The 21,050-nt window shown below is 54.9% G+C and carries 17 protein-coding genes; 3 read left to right on the top strand and 14 right to left on the bottom strand.

The window, feature by feature from the left end; translation table 11 throughout:
- Positions 1 to 234: 234 nt before the first annotated feature.
- Genes ACSHSR_RS04335 through ACSHSR_RS04325 form a run of 3 tightly spaced genes read right to left on the bottom strand, consistent with a single transcriptional unit; the run spans position 235 to position 4,542 of the window.
- Entirely contained in the window at positions 235 to 996 is a 762-nt protein-coding gene (locus ACSHSR_RS04335; protein ID WP_044733777.1) for a phosphoadenylyl-sulfate reductase, read from the bottom strand.
- Positions 989 to 2,695: an assimilatory sulfite reductase (NADPH) hemoprotein subunit gene (gene cysI, locus ACSHSR_RS04330; protein WP_044733776.1), complete on the bottom strand. Its 1,707-nt coding sequence runs from the start codon at positions 2,693 to 2,695 to the stop codon at positions 989 to 991. Before cysI ends, ACSHSR_RS04335 begins: the two co-directional genes overlap by 8 nt.
- 32 nt (positions 2,696 to 2,727) lie before the next feature.
- Positions 2,728 to 4,542: an assimilatory sulfite reductase (NADPH) flavoprotein subunit gene (locus ACSHSR_RS04325; RefSeq protein WP_096142374.1), complete on the bottom strand. Its 1,815-nt coding sequence runs from the start codon at positions 4,540 to 4,542 to the stop codon at positions 2,728 to 2,730.
- A 433-nt stretch (positions 4,543 to 4,975) separates the two neighbouring features.
- Here ACSHSR_RS04325 and pntA point away from each other — a divergent pair, with 433 nt between their 5' ends.
- The 3 genes from pntA (at position 4,976) to ACSHSR_RS04310 (ending at position 9,398) form a co-directional block, all read left to right on the top strand.
- Complete coding sequence (pntA, locus tag ACSHSR_RS04320; protein ID WP_208142532.1) at positions 4,976 to 6,502, top strand: Re/Si-specific NAD(P)(+) transhydrogenase subunit alpha; 1,527 nt, start codon at positions 4,976 to 4,978, stop codon at positions 6,500 to 6,502.
- Between the two features lie 11 nt (positions 6,503 to 6,513).
- Positions 6,514 to 7,998 (top strand): Re/Si-specific NAD(P)(+) transhydrogenase subunit beta, encoded by a 1,485-nt coding sequence (gene pntB / locus ACSHSR_RS04315; RefSeq protein WP_025009970.1) that lies wholly within the window; start codon positions 6,514 to 6,516, stop codon positions 7,996 to 7,998.
- A gap of 155 nt (positions 7,999 to 8,153) precedes the next feature.
- Positions 8,154 to 9,398, top strand: coding sequence for an alpha/beta hydrolase (locus ACSHSR_RS04310; RefSeq protein WP_208184420.1), 1,245 nt, complete (start codon positions 8,154 to 8,156; stop codon positions 9,396 to 9,398).
- A 63-nt stretch (positions 9,399 to 9,461) separates the two neighbouring features.
- On the opposite strand, the gene ACSHSR_RS04305 is transcribed toward ACSHSR_RS04310, so the two are convergent.
- From ACSHSR_RS04305 to ACSHSR_RS04255, 11 genes are all read right to left on the bottom strand, one after another.
- Entirely contained in the window at positions 9,462 to 10,052 is a 591-nt protein-coding gene (locus ACSHSR_RS04305; RefSeq protein WP_025886897.1) for a CBS domain-containing protein, read from the bottom strand.
- 65 nt (positions 10,053 to 10,117) lie between these two features.
- Complete coding sequence (locus ACSHSR_RS04300) at positions 10,118 to 10,453, bottom strand: hypothetical protein (protein WP_025009965.1); 336 nt, start codon at positions 10,451 to 10,453, stop codon at positions 10,118 to 10,120.
- A 254-nt stretch (positions 10,454 to 10,707) separates the two neighbouring features.
- On the bottom strand, positions 10,708 to 11,790 hold the full coding sequence (locus ACSHSR_RS04295) for a rhomboid family intramembrane serine protease (protein ID WP_025886895.1): 1,083 nt from the start codon (positions 11,788 to 11,790) through the stop codon (positions 10,708 to 10,710).
- 3 nt (positions 11,791 to 11,793) lie between these two features.
- Positions 11,794 to 12,381 carry a hypothetical protein gene (locus ACSHSR_RS04290; RefSeq protein WP_045283090.1) on the bottom strand — a complete coding sequence of 196 codons (588 nt, stop codon included), beginning with the start codon at positions 12,379 to 12,381 and terminating at the stop codon, positions 11,794 to 11,796.
- Positions 12,382 to 12,472: 91 nt separating this feature from the next.
- Complete coding sequence (locus tag ACSHSR_RS04285) at positions 12,473 to 13,054, bottom strand: hypothetical protein (protein WP_115389181.1); 582 nt, start codon at positions 13,052 to 13,054, stop codon at positions 12,473 to 12,475.
- A gap of 101 nt (positions 13,055 to 13,155) precedes the next feature.
- Positions 13,156 to 13,440, bottom strand: coding sequence for a type VI secretion system PAAR protein (locus ACSHSR_RS04280; protein ID WP_025886893.1), 285 nt, complete (start codon positions 13,438 to 13,440; stop codon positions 13,156 to 13,158).
- A 22-nt stretch (positions 13,441 to 13,462) separates the two neighbouring features.
- Positions 13,463 to 14,572 (bottom strand): DUF2931 family protein, encoded by a 1,110-nt coding sequence (locus ACSHSR_RS04275; protein ID WP_115389182.1) that lies wholly within the window; start codon positions 14,570 to 14,572, stop codon positions 13,463 to 13,465.
- Position 14,573: 1 nt separating this feature from the next.
- Positions 14,574 to 16,655: a phospholipase effector Tle1 domain-containing protein gene (locus ACSHSR_RS04270; protein WP_234520552.1), complete on the bottom strand. Its 2,082-nt coding sequence runs from the start codon at positions 16,653 to 16,655 to the stop codon at positions 14,574 to 14,576.
- Positions 16,652 to 17,515 (bottom strand): DUF4123 domain-containing protein, encoded by an 864-nt coding sequence (locus ACSHSR_RS04265; protein ID WP_109247525.1) that lies wholly within the window; start codon positions 17,513 to 17,515, stop codon positions 16,652 to 16,654. Before ACSHSR_RS04265 ends, ACSHSR_RS04270 begins: the two co-directional genes overlap by 4 nt.
- Before the next feature lie 45 nt (positions 17,516 to 17,560).
- Positions 17,561 to 18,118, bottom strand: coding sequence for a hypothetical protein (locus tag ACSHSR_RS04260; RefSeq protein WP_109247524.1), 558 nt, complete (start codon positions 18,116 to 18,118; stop codon positions 17,561 to 17,563).
- Positions 18,118 to 20,784, bottom strand: coding sequence for a type VI secretion system Vgr family protein (locus ACSHSR_RS04255; protein ID WP_479631293.1), 2,667 nt, complete (start codon positions 20,782 to 20,784; stop codon positions 18,118 to 18,120). The genes ACSHSR_RS04260 and ACSHSR_RS04255 overlap by 1 nt, the downstream gene beginning before the upstream one ends.
- Positions 20,785 to 21,050: the final 266 nt, after the last annotated feature.

Here is a 21,050-nt window from a genome sequence, read left to right as displayed (position 1 = left end):
CCCGATACAGAATGGCATATCACACTTTCCCCAGCGGGAACTTTGGATTATAAACCAGAAAAACATCCTGTGCATAACCCTGTGAACAAATATGTACTAAAGTATGAGCTCCGATTATCCAGAGGCACTAACAATCGGAATTGCCAAGGCTAATGCCCCAAGATGACCACAAGATGACAAGCCGGGCAACTTGTCCACAGGCAGAAAAAAGCCGCTGATGACAGCGGCCACAAATCAGATCTCGTAGTGCAATCCACATTCGCGTTTTAGCCCGTTGAAACGTGTCTCTTCTTCCGTCATCCCCAGTTCCAGGGGCTTGCTCGAATGGGTATCACCCACAGAGACATAACCCTGTTCCCAGAGGGGATGATAGGGCAAGTCATAGCGCTTGAGATACTCATGCACCTGCTTGTTGCTCCACTCGATAATCGGCAGCATCTTATAGCGCTTGCCGTGGATGGCCAAAATCGGCAACCCTTCCCGGGTCGATGCCTGGGAACGGCGCAAACCGGCAAACCAGGTGCCAACTTCCAGCTCAGCCAGTGCCCGCTGCATCGGTTCCACCTTGTTGATGCGGTTGTATTGCTCCAGCCCCTCAAGCCCCTGCTGCCAAAGCTTACCGAATCTGGCCTCCTGCCAGGCAGCACTCGTCTCGGCCCGATAGACTTTGAGATTGAGTCCGAGCCGCTCTGTCAGTTGATCGATAAAACGGTAGGTCTCGGGAAACAGGTAGCCGGTGTCGGTCAAGATCACTTGCGTGTCTTGCTGCACCGAGTTCACCAGATGCAGCATCACTGCCGCCTGAATGCCAAAGCTGGACGACAAGGCATGGCTCCCTGGCAGATAGGCCAGGGCCCATTGGATCCGCGCCTCGGCACTCAATCCGCCAAGATAGCCATTGATGGCAGCCAGGGCGCTTTGCTGCTCAGCGGCCGGTGCATCCAGCAAGGCCAGCAGCGCCTCGGCGCTGTGCAATAAACTTGTGGTATCAGCCATGAAAGTCCCTCGCTGCGTCCAATACAGGTTTCACTATTCCGGCGCGCACCGTGAAATCACCGAAGCTCTCGCCGGTTTTGCGCTCGGCGGCATAGCGACCAAACAGGTTATCCAGCTCGCTGAGGATTTCGGCTTCCTGAATATTTTCACGGTACATCTTGTTCAATCGGGTGCCTTCGAAGCTGGCGCCCAGATACATGTTGTAGCGCCCAGGGGCCTTGCCCACAAAACCGATTTCGGCGGCAAAGGGGCGGGCACAGCCATTGGGGCAGCCCGTCATGCGCACTACTATCGCCTGTTCTCTTATGGCGTGCTTGGCCTGCAGCGCATCCACATGGTCGATAAACTCGGGGAAATAACGCTCGGCTTCGGCCATGGCCAGGGCGCAAGTCGGCAGCGCCACACAGGCGATAGAATGGCCACGGGTTGCGGTGATCACCTGCCCCATCAGGCCATGCTTACGTGCCAGTGCTTCGATTTCAGCCTTATCCTCATCCGCCACTTTGGCGATGATGATGTTCTGGTTGGAAGTCATCCGAAAATCGCCCTTATGTATCTTGGCGATTTCCCGAAGCCCGGTCTGCAACAACTTACCCTGGGTATCCTTCACCCGGCCACCTTCGATAAACAGGGTCAGATGCCAGTGGTTGTCTATGCCTTTAACCCAACCGTATCTGTCGCCGCGATCCCCTATGACCACCTCACGCTTGGGGGCGAACTTAACCCCGGCGCGCTTCTCAACCTCGGCCTTAAAGGCCTCAAAGCCGTGATCCACTATGGTGTATTTGAGACGGGAGCGTTTACGATTGCTGCGGTTACCCCAATCGCGCTGCACCGTCATCACGGCCTCGGCAAACTTAATGGTGTCCTCGGCCTTGATAAAACCAAAGTCATCGGCCAGCCGCGGGAAGGTTTCCACTTCGCCATGGGTCGAACCCATACCGCCACCGGCCACCAGATTGAAGCCCACCAGCTCACCCTCTTGCGCCACGGCAATAAAACCCAGGTCATTGGTGTAAACATCCACGTCGTTGTCCGGTGGCACAGCTACCGCCATCTTAAACTTACGCGGCAGGTAGGTCTTGCCGTACACAGGCTCGACCTTGGCCGGTTGCTCGTCCTCTGTGCTGAGCAGCTTCTCCTCATCGAGCCAAATTTCGGCATAGGCACGGGTGTGCGGCAACAGATGATCCGACAGTTTCTTGGCCCAGAAATAAGCCTGCTGATGCAGCTTGGACTCTACCGGGTTGGGGTTACACATGACGTTGCGGTTCACATCACCACAGGCGGCAATTGAGTCCAGCGCTTCCCGGTCCAGCCCCTGAATAATGGTTTTCAGGTTGCGCTTGGGGATACCGTGGTACTGGAATGTCTGCCGGGTCGTCAAACGTATGCTGTTGGAGCTGGTCAGCTCCGAGGCTATCTTGTCCACGCCCAACCACTGCTCTGGAGTACAGACACCACCCGGCACCCGGGCCCGCAGCATAAAACTGTACAGCGGCTCGAGCTTTTGCTCCTTACGTTCGTTGCGCAGATCCCTGTCGTCCTGCTGATAGAAACCGTGAAACTTGATCAACTGTTGATCGTCGTCGCTGAAGGCGCCTGTCACTTCCGTGCCCAGGCCCTCACGTATGGTGCCGCGCAGATAGTCACTGTCGGTCTTGATATGCTCGTTGGCGGATAATTTCTGCTCACTCATGGCCTTATCTCTTTATTCCTAGGTTCTTCAGCTCAGTAGACATCTTTCTGGTAACGCTTGGCGCTGCGCAGTTCATCGAGAAACACTTCGGCCGCCTCGCTCGTCAAACCGCCTTGCTCCATGGCCACTTCCAGCAGTGCCTGGTGCACATCTTTGGCCATTCGCTCGGCATCGCCGCACAGGTAGATATGAGCCCCGCGCTCAAGCCACAGCCATAGCTCTTTGGCCTGTTGTTTAATCTTGTGCTGAACATAGACTTTCTCCGCTTGATCCCGGGAGAAGGCCAGCGAGATCCGGCTCAGGGCGCCACTCTTGAGGTACTGTTGCCACTCGGTCTGATAGAGAAAATCCTGCTCGAAATGGGGATTACCGAAGAACAGCCAGCTGTCGCCGGCCACGCCCTCGGCCACTCTTTGCTGCATGAAGGCCCGAAATGGCGCGACACCGGTTCCCGGCCCTATCATGATCACTGGCGTCTGTGGGTCTTCGGGCAGGCGGAAGTGCTTGTTGGGTTCCACATACACCCGCACCTGAGCGCCCTCCTCGGCCCGGGCCAGGAAGTGAGAAGCGGCGCCGAAACGGCGTTGGCCGTCACGCTCCTCTTCCACCAGCGCCACTGTGAGGTGCACTTCGGACTCCACTTCGCTCTGACTCGAGGCGATGGAGTAAAGCCTTGGGGTAATGGGGCGAAGCTTGTCCAACAAAGCCTGGGCCGAATCCAGCTTGGCGCCATTGAGAGGATAACGTTTCACCAGGTCCACCAGTTGGTGGCTGAGAATAAACCGCCGGGTCTGCTCCTTGTCTTGGCTAATAGTAAGCAGCTCGTCGCTCTGTACGGTTTCGGCCCAAAACTGCACCAGACCTGGATAGAGTTGGGTCAGCTCTTTGTGCTCAATCAAGGCATCACGCAGCTCCAAAGACTCGGCGCCAAGCTGGACCCGGGTATCCGGCTCCAGCGCCAGCGCCTCGAGAATTTCGGCCACCAGAGCCTCATCGTTATGGAAATAGACCCCCAGCGCATCACCCGCCTGATAGCTGATGGCCGACTCGCCCAAATCGATTTCCAGATGACGGATATCCTTGAGTGAATCGCGGCCCGTCAGTTTCTGGCTGACTATCACTTCGGCGCTGTAGGGGTTTTGCTTGTCATACTCCAGGCCGGTATTGCTATTGATACCTGCATTGGCGGCATTGATAGACACTACATTGGTCGCAGCGCCATCGGCCACCTGCAACAGAGGCTTAACCCGCTCGAGGAGTTCGGTTTGCCAGTTGTCGCTCTGTGACTGATAGTCCACATCACAGTCCACTCTCGGCAGTAAAGGCTTGGCCCCGAGGGCACTCAAGCGGGCATCGAAGTCTTTGCCTGTCTGGCAGAAAAACTCATAGGAGGAATCCCCCAGAGAGAGAACCGCATACTGAAGCTTATCCAGCTTGGGGGCGCGTTTGGAGCCGAGAAACTTGTGCAGCTCAATGGCATCATCGGGGGCTTCACCTTCACCATGGGTACTCACTATGGCCACCAGCAGGGTTTCCTGCTTGAGGTTACGGACATTGTATTCGCCCATAGATGCCAGGTTAACGCCATAGCCCAGACTCTGAGCCTTGGCGGCCAACGCCTTGGCGATACCCCGGCCATTGCCCGTCTGACTGCCATAGAGTATGGTCAGAGTTTGCCCGCTCTGGCTTTGGGGGGGAGCGCCCTCCTGCCCCTGAGCGCTGGCGGCCAGATAACCACTGACCCATGCCAGCTGCAGCGGGCTGAGCTCGGCGGTGAGTTGTTTAAGCTTATCCACTTGTGGCGCTGATAGTGGCGAAGCCAGTGAAGAGAGTTCTTTCAGTAACATTGAGACGGCCCGGTGACAGAGTAATGTCAGCAAGCTTAGCCCCGCCATCGAAAAGCAAAAAAGAATAATATTTAATTTTTTATATCAATAAGGAATATGCATGGTATAAAAATTAAGCTACAAAAGTGTGGCCTGGCGCAAAGAATTTGCTCTGACCAGTGGAGAAACACACCACATGAAGAATATGAGCTTGTTTCCATTGAAAGACTTGCGACAATGCCAAAAGCACGCTAGGTGCCATGAAGGGAATATCTGTACCCCACACCCAGGATTTCATTCATGAGCGGGCTTGGTTCCTGAGAAGATTTCAGGAAGTCCCCAATGGAAGGGAAAGACCAGTCCCCGAGTCCAGGTCAACAGACTTGCATTCTTTCACTCTGCCATCGGAGTTTTGGCGGGGTGAATTTTGTTTATCAACCATCAGGGAATAGTCATGCAGATTGGAATACCGAGAGAGAGTCTCGCCGGTGAAACCCGGGTCGCTGCGACCCCGGCAACGGTAGAGCAACTTAAAAAACTCGGCTTTGAAGTGACAGTGGAAGCAGACGCGGGTGCGCTGTCCAGCTTCAGTGATGCCGCCTTCGAAGCCGCCGGTGCCAGTGTGGTACCGAATGTATGGCAGGCCGACTTGATCTTTAAGGTCAACGCGCCAACCGAAGATGAAATCAGCCAAATCAAAGATGGTGCCACCCTGGTAAGTTTTATCTGGCCGGCCCAGAATCCTGAATTGGTGGAAAAGCTGTCACAACGCAACATCAACGTGATGGCGATGGACATGGTGCCGCGGATCTCCCGTGCCCAGTCCCTCGACGCCCTCTCCTCCATGGCCAATATCGGCGGTTATCGCGCCGTGGTGGAAGCTGCCCACGAGTTTGGCCGCTTCTTTACCGGCCAAATCACTGCCGCGGGTAAAGTCCCACCGGCCAAGGTGTTGGTGATAGGTGCCGGGGTTGCCGGTCTTGCCGCCATTGGTGCCGCCGGTTCATTGGGCGCCATAGTGCGCGCCTTCGATACCCGTCTGGAAGTGGCCGAGCAGATCGAGTCCATGGGCGGTGAGTTCCTCAAGCTGGACTTCGGCGGGGAAGACGGTTCTTCCAGCGATGGCTATGCCAAAGTGATGTCTGATGAATTCATCAAGGCTGAAATGGCGCTGTTCGCCGAGCAAGCCAAGGAAGTGGATATCATCATCACCACAGCACTTATTCCAGGCAAACCTGCGCCCAAGCTCATCACCAAAGAGATGGTCGACTCCATGAAGCCTGGCTCTGTGATAGTGGACCTGGCGGCCGCTACCGGTGGCAACTGCGAATACACCCAAAGCGGCGAACTCTTTGTGACCGACAATGGCGTTAAAGTCATAGGTTACACAGATCTGCCAGGGCGTTTACCGGCACAGTCATCCCAGCTTTACGGCACCAACTTGGTGAACCTGATGAAGCTGATGTGCAAGGAGAAAGACGGCAACGCCAACATAGACTTTGAAGACGTGGTGATGCGCAACATGACGGTCGTCAAGGCAGGTGAAGTCACCTTCCCGCCACCACAGATCTCTGTGACCGCGGCGCCTAAGAAACCGGCTGCCAAAGTCGAGCCGAAAAAAGCAGAAGAGAAAGCGCCATCCAAGCTCAAGTATATTTTGGGCGCTCTGGGTGTGGCCGCCTTCGGTGCCGTAGCCTCGGTGGCTCCGGCTGAGTTCCTGTCGCACTTTACTGTATTCGTGCTCGCCTGTGTGGTGGGTTACTACGTGGTTTGGAACGTGACTCATGCGCTGCATACGCCATTGATGTCAGTCACCAACGCTATTTCCGGCATTATTGTGGTAGGTGCACTGCTGCAGGTTGGCCAGGGCTCGGCCCTGATGACCGCACTGGCATTTATCGCCGTGCTGATTGCCAGTATCAACATCTTTGGTGGCTTTACCGTCACCCAGCGCATGCTGAAGATGTTCCGTAAGGATTAAGGGGGTATATCGTGTCTCAAGGACTGGTAACAGCAGCCTATATCATAGCGGCCCTGTTCTTCATCTTAAGCCTCGCCGGCTTATCGAAGCAGGAGTCTGCAAAAAATGGAAACCTGTTTGGGATCATAGGGATGTCGATCGCTTTGATCGCTACCATACTGAATCCCGAAACCAATGGTGTTCACTGGATCATTCTCGCCATGGTGATAGGCGGTGCCATAGGTATTCGTCTGGCGCTCAAGGTTGAGATGACAGAAATGCCTGAGCTGGTCGCCATTCTCCACAGCTTTGTGGGTATGGCCGCCGTATTGGTGGGTTTCAACTCTTTCCTCGGCCTGCACCCACAGGCGATGAACGAAGTAATAGTCACTGTCGGTAATGACCTCAATGCCACTCTGGAAGCCGCCAGGGCAGCCATAGAGCAAGCCGCCGCCTCGGCAGCGCATGAACCCATGACGGGTGCCATGCTCAACATCCACCTGGTGGAAGTCTTCTTGGGGATCTTCATCGGTGCCGTGACCTTCACCGGCTCTGTGGTGGCATTCGGCAAGCTCAGAGGCATTATCTCCTCCAAGCCGATGATGTTACCTCATCGCCACAAGCTCAACCTGCTGGCGGTTGTGGTATCCCTGCTGCTGATGATTTACTTCGTCAACGTAGGTGGCAGCATCTGGCCTCTGCTGATCATGACACTGATAGCCTTTGCCTTTGGCTGGCACCTGGTAGCCAGCATAGGCGGCGCCGACATGCCGGTTGTGGTATCCATGCTCAACTCCTACTCTGGCTGGGCGGCCGCAGCGGCGGGCTTTATGTTGTCCAACGACCTGCTGATCGTTACAGGTGCCCTGGTGGGGTCTTCCGGTGCCATCCTGTCTTACATCATGTGTAAGGCGATGAACCGTTCCTTTATCTCTGTAATTGCCGGTGGTTTCGGTACCGATGGCGCCGTTTCCAGCGGTGATGAAGAGATGGGCGAATACCGTGAAACCACAGCCGAGGATGTGGCCGAGCTGCTGAAAAACTCCAGCTCAGTGATCATCACCCCCGGATACGGCATGGCGGTAGCCCAGGCACAATATCCCGTGGCCGAGATCACCCAGAAACTGCGTAATCTGGGGGTTAAGGTGCGCTTCGGTATCCATCCGGTTGCCGGACGCCTGCCGGGCCATATGAACGTGCTGTTGGCCGAGGCCAAAGTGCCTTATGACATAGTGCTGGAGATGGACGAGATCAATGATGATTTCGAAGACACAGATACAGTACTGGTGATAGGTGCCAACGATACGGTTAACCCGGCGGCCACTGAAGATCCTTCCAGCCCAATCGCCGGCATGCCGGTACTGGAAGTGTGGAAGGCCCGCAATGTCATCGGCTTCAAACGCTCGATGAACACAGGTTATGCCGGGGTGCAGAACCCACTGTTCTTCAAAGACAACACCCAGATGTTGTTCGGTGATGCCAAGGCCAGCGTAGAAGCGATTTTGAAATCACTCTAAGCGGCCTATCGCAGCTACAGCATGACTAACAGAGGGAGCCTGACGGCTCCCTCTTCTTTTGCCTTGTGCTTGCCTCTGCCAGTGGTCGTGCCTATAGCCACTTTCCTCCAGGAGTTTATTCAGGTACAAAATTAAAAAACAACCAAGGATGAACCATGAAACTCAGGCTGCCGCTGCTGGCTTTATTGCCGGCACTTCTTTTTAGTTCAGTCGCCCTGGCCAAGCCAGAGCCTTTGCTCTATGGCTACAGTGATACTCTGGCATCCAAGGTCTACCAAAGCGAGCGGCGCTGGATGCTGTCCTTGCCGGAACGCTACCATGCCACCCAAGACACTGGTCGCCGTTATCCCGTGCTCTATATCGTCGATGCCGACTTCCAATTCCGCCATGTCTCTGCTGCAGTCAATAACCTCGCCAGAATGGGCAAGATACCGCCCATGATAGTAGTGGGTATCGCCATGCAGGGGCAAAAAGACTACCTCTACTCCACCACCTGGCCATCGGCTGAGGGCGCAGACTTTGGCGGCAGCGACAAAATGCTCGCCCACCTGCAACAGGAACTCGTGCCCTATATCGACAAACACTACCGCACCTCGGGCCACAATGCCCTTGCCGGTTATTCTCTGGGTGGCTTGCTGAGCCTGCAGATGATGCTGCAATCCAAGAGTCCTTTCAGTGCCTTTCTCGCCATGAGTCCCAGCATCTGGTACGACAACATGGCGCTGCTTGAGCGGGCAGCTCCTTGGCTGAAACAGCCTAGGCAGACATCGGCCTACCCCAGGCTTTTTCTCTCTCTGGCCAACGAGCAAGGCATGGGTGTGGATGAATTCAGAAAACTGCTCGCTGAGCAGGCGCCCGAATGGCACTTCGACTACCGTTTCTTTCACTCAGAGACGCACTACAGCACCGCCATGCCGGCGCTGCTTGCCGGGCTGGAAAGCCTGACGCCAGGTTACTTTACCGATGTTGGCCCCTTGATACAGCTTGGCGATTACGAAGCGGTACTGGCGCACTTTGAGGCCAAGAAAACACTTTGGAGCGGCTTTCATTTCGACTGGCTGCAGGCCTACACCTTGGGAAAGTATCTCTATTACAGTGAGCAGAAATCAAAGATGGCCGAAGTGCTCGCCCTGGCCAAGAAGCAGTTTCCAGAGGATCTTGCAGAGCTGAGTGCCGGCTTTGCCAAAGTGCTCAACAACCGGGGCGAGTTTAAGCTGGCCAAGGAACTCTTGCTGATGACCTCAAAAGCGGGCGCAACCCAGGCTGATTGGCAGCAACAACTGAGCCTGGCACTGGCGGCTGAAGGCGACAGCTTTGGGGCAAAAGCAGCTCATGCCAAGGCGCTGGAACTGGCCGAAGCCTATCAACTGGAAAGTTGGGAGTGGTGGGAACTGCAGTAATAGGCCCGGCGCGCCAAGGCTACCGGGCCTTTATCATTCACATTATTGGAAACAGCGCCGAAATCAGGCTATCTGCTGAACCAAGCCATGACTGGTGTTTATCTGCCGCAGAATATTCAGCAGATTGCCGCCCTTGTCTTCCCTCAACTGGCCGACATTCAAACGATGGCTGATATCGGCCAGGCTCAACAATCCGCGGATCTGATGGGTCTGGGTATCGACCACAGCAAAATAGTTCTCGCGGCTGTGACGCAGGCTCTGCAACACATCGGCGACACTGGCGTTGGCAACCTCATCATAGGCCAGTGCCTGCAGTTGCTCCCTTGGCAGCATCAAATCAAATACCGTCCAGGAGGAAGGTTGATGGGCCTTGTCGACAAGCTTGAGCAGATTGTCCGGCGCCAACAGCTCCTGGGTGATGATGCCCAACATTTCATGACGTGCATTAATGACAAAGTGCAATGCGCTGTGTTCACTCTGCATCAGGGCTGAGGCATCAGGCGCCGGCATATCGGCACTGATGACCATACGCGCACTGTGGCTGAAGTCCATCATGGCCTCTAAGGCATTGTCATAAGGGTTGAGTTGATTGGCTAAAGCAGAGGCTTGCAGCCTGTCGTTGCTGGCAATCGCAAAAGGATGAAGTGTTTTCATATTGTTACCTCACTTGGAAACTGGGTTGCCGGGCTTCGCATTAGTGCGAACCCGAAAGACGGTTTTCAAATGAGGTCTAATGGCGGTGCGCGGGTCTGTGCCTGAGGAAATACATGCAGTGCATGGGATTGCAATGACTCCAGCGACGGCAAGCGCAGTACCAACTCGGCCGAAGGCGCCAGATGAGTAGATTTCTGTTTCGGAAGCGTCGGCTCCTGAGAATCTGTCAGCGTCTTGAGGAACAGGCCTTGGGAATTATCTCCCTGCACCGCCAGAGGTATTGAGGCTGAAACCGGTACCAGAGAAACCTGCTGAGAATGGGCCTTAGGGATAGCAGCAAGAGTGCCCGTCAGCAAAATACTGACCAGCAATAATGCAAACCACCTCTCGATTCGGCTCATCTGTGATCCAGATCTCAAAACACCCATTTGCGGACAATAACACTGCCTTGGAAAAAAGCGCAATATTTTTCAGCGGTAAAAAATAAACCCCGCTCAGAGAACTGACTGGGGTTTATTAGAGAAGGCCGACTTCGACAGGCCCCGGCATGCCTTCAGTCGAATGCCTTGAACGCCAATTGCTGTGCAAGCCACTCTCTGCATCAGAGAGTGGCACGAGGACTTATTCGCACCTTACCTACGAACCTAGCTGAAACTCAGCGACGGATCTTCACCTCTGGCTCATTAAGCATCGCCAGCAAGGGATTTTGCTGCATCACTCTGGATTTGAGGCCAAACCCCAGGATAAGTCCCATGGCAAAGCCACCGATATGAGCCCAGTAAGCCACGCCTTCACCGGCCATCATCAAACCAACCACGTTGAATACCAGCCAGATGGCAAAGAAAGCCATAGGCGACAGCTTCTTCTGGTAGATAACAAACATAAAGGTCAGGCTGGCATGACGGAACCACAATAGATACATGCCGAACAGGCCGGCAATGGCACCACTGGCACCCACCATAGGGATATTGGAGCCGGGATCAGCAATAATCTGCACCGCCGCAGCCGCTAGGCCACAAAGCAGATAAAGCCCAAGGAATCTCATGCGTCCCAAGGCGTCTTCCAGATTGTCGCCAACCACATAGAGGAAGTACATATTGCCCGCCAGGTGGATCCAGTCGCCGTGAAGGAACATATGGCTGAACAGGGTCCATACATGGCTGCCGTGCAACACCTCATCGGCCCGCAGGGCAAAGTTGGCAAATACGGTATCGGCTATGTCCAAGTCTGTGCCATAGGCGGCAAAGATCATGATATTGAGTGCCAGCAGCAGGTAGGTGATGGCGGGTTGTGAACGGGTTTTGAGATTAAACTCCACCGGCATTTGCGACAAAAACTGAAACAGCCAGGTCTTCACACTGATCTTGCCATTCAGCTCGGCCAGTAGCCCTTGCAGCCTTGGGGATTGCACCACCTTATCCCTTTCATCCTTGTCAACCCAAACCCCACTGCAACTGTGGCAGACATCCAGCTCTATCTGATAGCCGTCCATCAGATGGTATCTGTGCATCTGTTCTTCACAGTGCATACACTGGCGCTTGGAAAGCCCGAGGTGCGGCCCCAGCGACTCCTCGATGCGCACATGATCGTTGCCGTTGTCGGCTGTTGACAGCGCACCGTTAAGCTCGCCGTTATCAAACCAGATGCCTTCACATTGATTGCAGCTGTCCACCTGCTCACCGTAAAGCTCAAAGGTGCGCATCGACTCGCTGTGACACCCGGGACATTTTAAACTCATGGATTATTCCTCTGTGATATTCACATCCATGCCACTACGCTGCAACTCAAGCTCCATACGCTGGAAACTCAGTTGCAGCTTAGGCAGAGTATCGGCCGAAATCTTCCCTACCAAGGCTCTTAACCTGGTTGTACCGACACCGCGGCTCAACTCTTGCTTTTCCATTTTTTCAATCAGCTGGGCAGATTCAATTCTGAACCTGCGGATAGCGGTCAGGATCTCAGCCGGTGTTTCCAGTGCATTGGCCGAGTAATACATGTTTTGCCAGACAAAATCGCTAAGCTGGGGATGCAATGACCGCAAGTCCAGCGGTCTGAGTTTATCTATGTCCGCCATATAGGCTTCCAGCGTCTGCAGGTTATCCCGCACTTCGTCATACAAGGCACGTTGTAGATGATAGTTGTTCTGGGTATTGACCAGAGAATCAAACTTAATCGCCTGTGACAGCCCTTGCTGCGCCGCCAGATAAACGCCCAGAACCGTTGCCACCACCATAAACAGCTGGCTCACCCAGAAGCTGGTTTTCACCAGCTCACTATTGTCAAAATGAATTTTACGGCCGTTTGATACCGGCTCAGATTTCCTTTCCATAGTAACTCCCAATGATGGCATTAAACCTGTCATTGTGAGTCAGGGAAACTCAGTTATCTGTCGGCCGATTCCCAAACAACAACCGGATTTGTCAGTTTACATCAATACCGGCACGTTTCAGTTCGTCGGCCATCTTCTTATAACTCTGCTCCAACTTGGGCAAGGTCTTGGTTTCGACCTCTTCAATCAGTACTCTCAGTTGTTTGGTACCAAAGCTTGGGCCATAGAACTTACGTTCAATTTTGCCGACAATATCTTCAGAGCCCATGTAGAAACGACGGGCACCGGAGAGGATATCGCTGGGGGTTTCCAGGGTGTAGGCAGAATACTTCATGTTTTGCCAGACAAAGTCCGCCATAACTGGATGATATTCTTTGATATTATAAGGTTTTTCTTTCTCTATTCGCTCAGCATACTCTGTCATTACAGTGACATTGTCTTTCAGCTCTTCATAGAGAGAATGTTGCAGATGATAGTTGTTCTGCATATTGGTCAGGCTATCAAACTTAATCGCCTGTGACAGACCTTCCTGCGCCGCCAAATAAACCCCGGCAACAGTGGCGATAATCATAAAAATTTGGCTGACCCAAAAGCTGGTTTTCACCAACTCCTGATTATCAAATCTGATCTTTTTGGCGCCACGACGCTGGCTCTGCTCTTGATTGACTTCCATTTCGATACCTCTGTGGAACTGACTGAATTTTCAAGGGCCGCCATCATACAGAAGGCCACTGCAACGAGCCAGTCCCATGGGCCATTTTTACCGCTCAGATCTCAACCAATATTCACAGTACCACCGCCCACCAGAGTACCACCGCAGTCAACCGCATCGCCGGTTCTGGCGGCGGGTTTCCCATCGATAAAAACACTGCCCGAACCCGCGGCAATGGTACGAGGGTGCGGCGGATGTTTGGGCTTGTCGTGAGGGGCCAATGAATCGCCCTGACGTGCCAGCGGAATACCATCCACCTTGACCGTGGAAGAGGCCGAAGTCACCGGCGTGGGTGGAAACCCATCATGATCTGTCCCTATATCGCCCAACTTAACGGCATTACCCATAACTGACTCCTTAATACCTTGATTAACGTCCGCAAAATTCATCTGCCCATTGCTGCACCATGGCAAGCTCTGTATCTGTCAGCTGCAGCCGGGCTGCCAAGGGTGCCAACTCGCCGCTCGATGATGCAGCCACTCTGGCCAACACCCATAATTCAGACTCTCTTGGACTCAGGCCCTTGGCGGCGGCTTCCTCCCAGGCCAGAGTGACCGCCTGAGGCAAGCTGTAATAGAGTTCACTGCTATCCAGCAGCGGCTTGGCATCGAGCCATAAACGGCTGAGCCAGCGTTGTTGCTGCAGACTAAGCGGCGTTTGTGGGCTCAAGGGGCGCTCGGGCTTATCGGCCCAGCAGCGGCTATCGCTCACCAACGCAGGTTCTTGCACCATTCCCGGGTCACTTTGGCGCATCGACTCCAGCCTCTCAGGGCGGACAGGCAGCAAAGGCTCTGCGGACGCGGCATTTTTGCGCCTCTGCCCCTCAATGGCCAGCATATACTGGCGATAATCCCTGTCACTTGCATCGAGTGTCATGGGGCCAAACTGAGCCTGGGCCTGACGCAGGTACTGATAACGGCCGCAAACCGCAAGCCAAACCTTGGCTTCGCCGCCCGGCAACAAGCCAAATAAAATGCCGGTTTGACAAGCTTTACCACTGTCATTATCGCCGGTTGCCGCGGCCAACATCTGCCGCTGCAACTCATCAGGCAAGCGGAAACTCAGTTCATAGATCCGCTCTTCAGTGAGCGCCAGATAGCGGATAAATATCTCTTCCGGCGGCTGAACATAGGCATCGGCGTTATAAAAACTGCTGATGCAGTTGAAACAAAAATCCAGTGTCCAGGGATCCAGCCCTCCGGGGGCATTGGCCTTATGGGTCTTGAGGTCCGGGATCCGCCGAAAGCCGGTATGCACCGAAGTCCAGTCCTGCTTACTGTTGAGGCCATAGACAGTCGGCACAGGATTGCCCATGGGCATGACTTCATAATAAAAAGGCGCCACTATCTCTATATCCCAGGGAATACCTTCGCTCTGAGATGCGGCTCTGGCGGTCATGCTGCCTCCCGAGCAGGCAAACAGAAAGCCGCTCATCAGCAATAACAACAGGCGAAGTACTGTGGCAACCCCCATAGGCATACTATTTCCCTTTTACGGCCGGGTGCACGGCGCGAGCATTACCGTCGTTGGGGATATAAGGCACGATAAAACCACCGGCGACCGATACCACATCGGCGCTGTGGTGAATAAAGTGTGGCCTCAGTGCCCGCCTGAAAGATTCATCGCCAAGCAGCGGGTGCAGTTGCCCCTGCGTCGCCTGCTGCAATACCTCTTCGCAAATAGCGGCGAATGAACGGCCAAGCAGGTTAAAGTGACTGTTGAGATCTTCCACCTTGTAGCTGCTGTCCGAGCTCCATTTCTGCTCGAAGGCGCCCTCATCAAAGTTCACGCCGCTGAACTTGGCCAAACCGGCCATCAGCCTTAGATACAGGCGTGACAGATCCCCTTCAACAATCCGCGTCATGGTCAGCTTCACCGTTACCCTCTCTTCCGGCTCCCTGTTCTTGTTGCCCTGCAATACAGGCCTGACCACATAATCGATACTCAAGTCCGAGGTCTGACACCAGTTCATGGTGACCAAACGGTCGATTTCCCGCAGCACCTTTTTACCTGCATCTGAGGCCATCACTTTGGCGGTCAATGCCGGATCGTCCCCTTGACCAAAGGCCACCGGGCTATTGCTGCTGACGGCGTTTTTCGGCAAGCGGCTGTGATAGGCGGCAACCAGCTTGGTCTCGGTAAACAGCGGGTTGTAGGACTGCACCTTGCCATCGAAAAACTGGCGTGAATAGTAGCCACCGCCAAGATCTGAGTGTGCCCCGGGCAATACAGCCTCAAAGAAGGGTGCCGTTGGGTTTCGAGAGGCGTTGTTGAGACTATTGAGCGAGAAGTTATACCTGAACTCATCCCTTGGATTGGCAGTGAGATGCACCACCTTCTTCACCCGCTTGGGATCCAGCCAGAGCTTCACATCACCATTGTGTTCATCATGGGGATCTATGCCGTCCCACAGGGTTGCAATTGCGGCGACGGTATCGTAAATACCAACGAAGTGGATCTGACAATGCTCATTGTTTTGCCAGTCCATATCCGAGCGCAGCGGTACATCGCTGCAATGCTTCGCCAGCGCGGCCTGGAACAGATTATCTTTTTCCCTGAGCACCATGTTGGCGCAATGACGTGCCGCCGCTGCGCCACGACTAAAACCAAAGAGATCAAACTCAAACTTGCCTACGCCATCATACTGGTTGGCAAGGCGGCCCCACTGCGACTTGAGCTTGTTCTGACAGACATCATTCAATGCCTGCTCCACCCTAGACTCAACACCGTTATCCCCGCGTCCGGCTGCCACCCCGGCAAAGGCATCATCATCATCTATACCGTTAGCCGGCTCTTCCAAAGACGTACCTATCCCTTTGACATACAAGCCAAACTGCAAAAGGCTCGCGCCATAGAGCTGATTGGCGTAAAGCCACTCAAGTTTCTGCACATTGGTGTATTCATTGGTGGCACTGAGATTCTCCATCGCCTTGGGCATGGGTGCCTGACACTGAGCCGCCAGTTCCAGGGCCTGCTCCTGTGACTCCACCGAGAAGCGGTTCATACAGTAATGCGCCGCCCGCTCCTGCTGTTGCCGGCCCCAATCAACGTTATAGGTGTTGTTGGCTGTGCCATCGAAAAACAGCCCCATACGCACGGTTAACCATTTGAATGCCTGGATCTCCACTACATAGGCGTTGCGGCTGAGCAGCTCTACGGCACCACTCTTGCCTTTCCCGGCTTGATGGCGCTCGGCCACGGCTGCTGTGGGCGGCTGTTGCCAAAAATCACCAACCGTTGCCTGCAAATGCTGTTTAGCCGTATTGTTGAAGCCCTTGGCCGCCTTAACATATTCAGGCACGGCGGAGGTTTCGGCAGCATTCAGTGGACGCCTGGACATCACAGTTTTGAGCCAGCTGTCGGTATCAAAAGTCAGCGTCACCGCCCCCGGCGCCAAACAGGTGATCAGTTGCGGCCCCCCCGTCAACTTGAGCTGTCGACTGTTGCCGGCGGCATCGGTAACAGTGGCTGTTAACCCGGATAAGGGCTGATTGCTTTCATCACGAAAGTCGATTTCAATCCAGTCGGTTAAGGTTTCACAGGGGATAGTGTGCTGACTCATGCATGCTCCATCCATTTAGCCAAATTCAAAAAGTCCTGTTGATTCAATCTCATTCCTTGGGCGATCGCCGGCATAGGATAGCTGACACTGCGCCCCAGACGCGCGGCAGCAAACACAGGGATATCCTCTTCATCCACCCCTTGTTCACGCCCCCGCAGAATCGCCGCCTTAATGATCTCCCGCCGCTTGGGTTGCTGGCTCATCAAGGGATGCAACTCTCGCCATAACTGGCGCTCAACAATATAGATATGGCGCTGGATGTCGCTTTGTCCGGCCAGATGCTCGGGTTTCATCTGCCACCAGATATCCGCATGCTCGGTATAACCGGGCTCGCCCGGGTGCTGCACCACAATGCTGCCATGCTGGGCCTTAACGGGGCTGGCGGGGTCAAGATGCTGCGCCTCATCCATAGGGTCGTCGCTGTTGCCGCTTGGCAACGGCTTGCCGACAAAGCTCAAACGGGTTATCGGCCCCAGAAAAGCCCCCAACTCAACTTGACTAAAGCGCGGCAGCATAGGTTGCAGCACTCTGGGGTCATAGAAGCGGAATACCACTCGTTCACCATCACATGCAGCCAGAAGCAGGCTCTTCAAGTGGGCAAGCAGTTGCGGCCTGGGCAAATGACTCTCCAGCGCCAGAATAGGACAATCGGCAAATGGCGCTTGCTGCAACAATTCCGGCCGTGCCGGCACCAACCATGGCCCCTTATCCTTATGGGACTCGAGCAAAGTGCCCTGAAACAAAGGCACGGCATCCACGCCGCCCTGTTGATAATAAGCGGGCAGTAGCTTTTCATTGGCCAGGGGATTAAGCAGCCAATAGCCTAATTCACTCAGGGTGTCATTCCGTTGCACAAACATTTCCACTCCTTGATAACCAAAGCCGCACGGCGACTTCGGCAGCAATCAATCCTTGGCTTCAACCAGCTTGCCATCTTGCAAGCGGTAATCTGTGGTAACCAGCAAAGCCTTATCAGTATTTGTATCTCTGCCGCTGATGACTCTGATTCTTGGCTCTCCGGCGGAGGTGTACTGCAGTTCTATTCCATCTCTATCCGATACCAAATCATCGGAAGGCAGTCGCCGCAGCAGATTGCCCTTGAGCCGATAAACATTCATCAGGGTCTGATGCCCGCCTGCCTTGTATCTAAGCAGAATCTCAACTTGTCCATCTCCGTCGAGATCAACCGCTTGCAATTGGGGGGTATGGCCTGTGAAACCGTCGATGATCCGCGGATAACCCTGGCGATTATATTGCGTCAGATAAAGCTCCGCGGTGGGCATGCGATCGCCTTCGCTATCGGTAAACCAGAGGGCGGAGACATCCACTCTGGCGATAGTCCGCAACTCAAGCGTTAAACTCGCCTCCGCTGACTTCTGGGAAAAACCGTTTTCTGCTGTTGTTGCCCAAGCCGGAATCGCACCGCAACACAGCAACACCCAAGCTAATACCAACTGCCTCATTATTTGTCTGCCTTACCGGTGATACGCCACCAGTCCTGTTCAAATTTCTCCACTGTGCCTTTGCCAAGCACAGTGTTGTAGTATTGCTTCCAATATTTGGCTACCGCCTTGATATCCTGACCATCAGGGAAGGCCTCTCCGGTTCTGAATCTGGCTCTGGCATAGTGCACATAAGCCATGGCGGTGGCGTATTCATCATTGTTGCGCAGCTCGGATAGTCTGTCATCCGAGCCTTGCAGTGCCGAAACCTTCTTCGCCAATTTCGACTTATACTTCAGGAAGTTGTCCCAGATATCATTGTGGGTCGCCGGTTCCATCTGGTACAGCCCCTTGGCGGGTCCGTTACCCATCTGATCTCTCATGGTCAGATGGCTCTCATGAGCTGCCGTCCCCAGCAATAGAATTTCAGCATCTTCATCGACCACATCGAGTTTTGCCAGCGTCGGCCGGATCACTTCACGGCGAAAACGCTCGGCTTCAGTCTCTTCGGTCTGTGGCTGCGTTTCAGCTTGTTGACTATCAGCGGCACCGGGCACCACTGCAGATGCCGCTCCGCCACCGGTCGCAGCGTCTGCTGTTTCTGCCGTATCGACTTCAGCTGAAGTCTCAGCAGAGCTTTGCGCCTGAGCTTGAGCCGCCTCTTCGGTCAGCGGGCACACCTGCACCGCAGGCGCGGCGAACTCCTCGGCAACCAACAGCGCAGATAGGGGAACACTTCCCCCCTGAGGCAATATTGCCTGTTCAACCGCGCCGGGTAACACAGGTGCCAAACCGCTGAAACCACTGGCACTGCCTGGGCTGCCCCCTGAGTTGAGGTTGATCCCTGGGCCGGAAAGATGCACCCCGGCCGGATCGACTTTGACAAAACTGCCACCGGCCTTAAGCGTTACTTCGGCACCGGACTCGATCACTATCTTGGCACCGGCTTTCAGTTGAATTTCCGGCCCGGCCTGCAGCAGGTATTTGTCTGCAACCTTGATCTGTTGGCTGCCATCCACTATCAGGCTCTTGTCGCCTGTTACCTGCTGACGGGACTCGCCCAATACCGTCAGGTGGTCGTTGCCGCCGATGCGGCTGCGCCTTTCATTGTCCACATCCAGGTGGCTGTCGTGCTTGATATGCTCGTGCCTGTCATTCTCGGTCAGTAGGTTCAGGTCTTTCTGCGCGTGCAGGTAAATCTCCTCTTCCCCCGCTTCATCCTCAAACCTCAGCTCATTGCTGCCCTCGCCCTTGTGGCTCTGGGTCTTCAGCACGGTGCGGGTCTTGTGGGCCGGCAGCGCGTAAGGCACCTGGTTCACTGCATGGAAGGCCCGGCCGGTGATGATGGGTTGGTCCGGGTCGCCGTCCAGAAATGACACTATCACTTCATGCCCTATCCGCGGCAGTGCCATAAAGCCATACTGACCACCGGCCCAGCCCTGGCTGACCCGTATCCAGCAACTGCCGTGCTCGTCACCCTTGGCATATCTGTCCCAGGGGAATTGCACCTTCACCCGGCCGTATTCGTCACAAAATATCTCTTCATCCTTCGGCCCCACCACAGTCGCTATCTGCGGCCCTGCCATCTGTGGTTTGGCCTTCGGCTCCGCCTGCCATTGTGTGGAGGAGGGTACTGCCACTATCTCGTTACTGTAGGTCGTGCCGCGGCTGTTGTTGTCCTCTTCCGCCGCATTGCCCTGCTCGCCTGTGTGGCTGCCCCCCACTATCACCCATTCGCGATTAAGGCTCGCATCCGGGTGTTCACTCAGGGCAAACTTCTGCCCGCTCAACGCCTGCAGTTGGTCACTCTTGAGCAGCAGCTGTTCGCTCTCCCGTCTCAGTCCCGCCAGGCGCACCTTGCTGAACAGTTTGCCGTCGGTATCGTCCTTGTAGCGCCCCGGGTAGTCGAAGTGTTCATAGCCGCTCTGTTGCCAGTCTGCATCCTCTGTGCTCGGTTGCAGGAAGCTGTAGGCCGGTTTGCGGAAGCTGTAGTCCTTGAGGGTGGCCCCGCTCTCGGCCCGGCGGTGGCGGTATTCGGCGCTGCGGACACTCGCCTGCTCGGCGCGTCCTCCCGCCAGGGCGTTGTAGGGGTAGCTGTGGGGGCTCAGGCTCAGTTTGTCCAGTGCATCGCACAGCACCAGGGTGTGTTTGTCGCTGCTGTGCTCGAAGTAGTAGAACAGCCCCGCTTCGCGGGTCAGGCGCTCGAAGAAGTCAAAGTCGCTCTCGCCATACTGCACGCAGTATTCCCGTTTGCGGCTTTCATGGCGCGGGTCACAGCGAAAGGCGTAGTCGGTAATGCCCATTTCGCCGAACAGCACCGCGATGATGTCGGTCAGGCTCTTTTCCTGGAAGATGCGGCTGTTGCGCCGCAGTTGCAGGCGGCTCAGGGCCGGCTCCAGTCTCAGCCGGTAGCGGGTCTGTCTATGGCCGCTGTCGCCGCGGCCAAAGCGGCTTACTATGCCGTGCAATTCTCGCTGGCATTCGCCGTCCTGCCACCAACTCAGTACCCCGCTCTGGTCCACCAAATCGCTCGCCTTGATATCGTCCCGGCGACTCAGCAACTCAAGCTCTACCACATAAGGACTCGACAGCGATTCTTTCAGCTTGAACGACAGCACCGACAGGCTATCCTCTGCCAAACTGCCCGCCTTGAATCCAAAACGCATGCCGCTCCCTTGATGACTCATCTTCGCTGTCCTTATTGTCCCTGTCCTTTCGCGGTACTCTTGCTGTCTGAGCTCTTGCTGTCTGAGCTCTTGCTGTCTGAGCTCTTGCTGTCTGAGCCCCGGCTTCTATCCCTGCTTTAGGGGAAGGCGTTGAGCTCCGCTCGCCGAGTGCCGTTTTGCTCTTGGTTTAAATGCGATTGACTCGAATGTCTGTTGAATGTCCGTTTAGCCGAATTGCACCAAAAGCCATTGGCCTGCTCTCTGGCTCTCAATCAACCGTTTACACT

The organism is Shewanella sp. VK101 (assembly GCF_056497865.1).
This window is presented reverse-complemented; position numbering and strand designations above follow the sequence as displayed.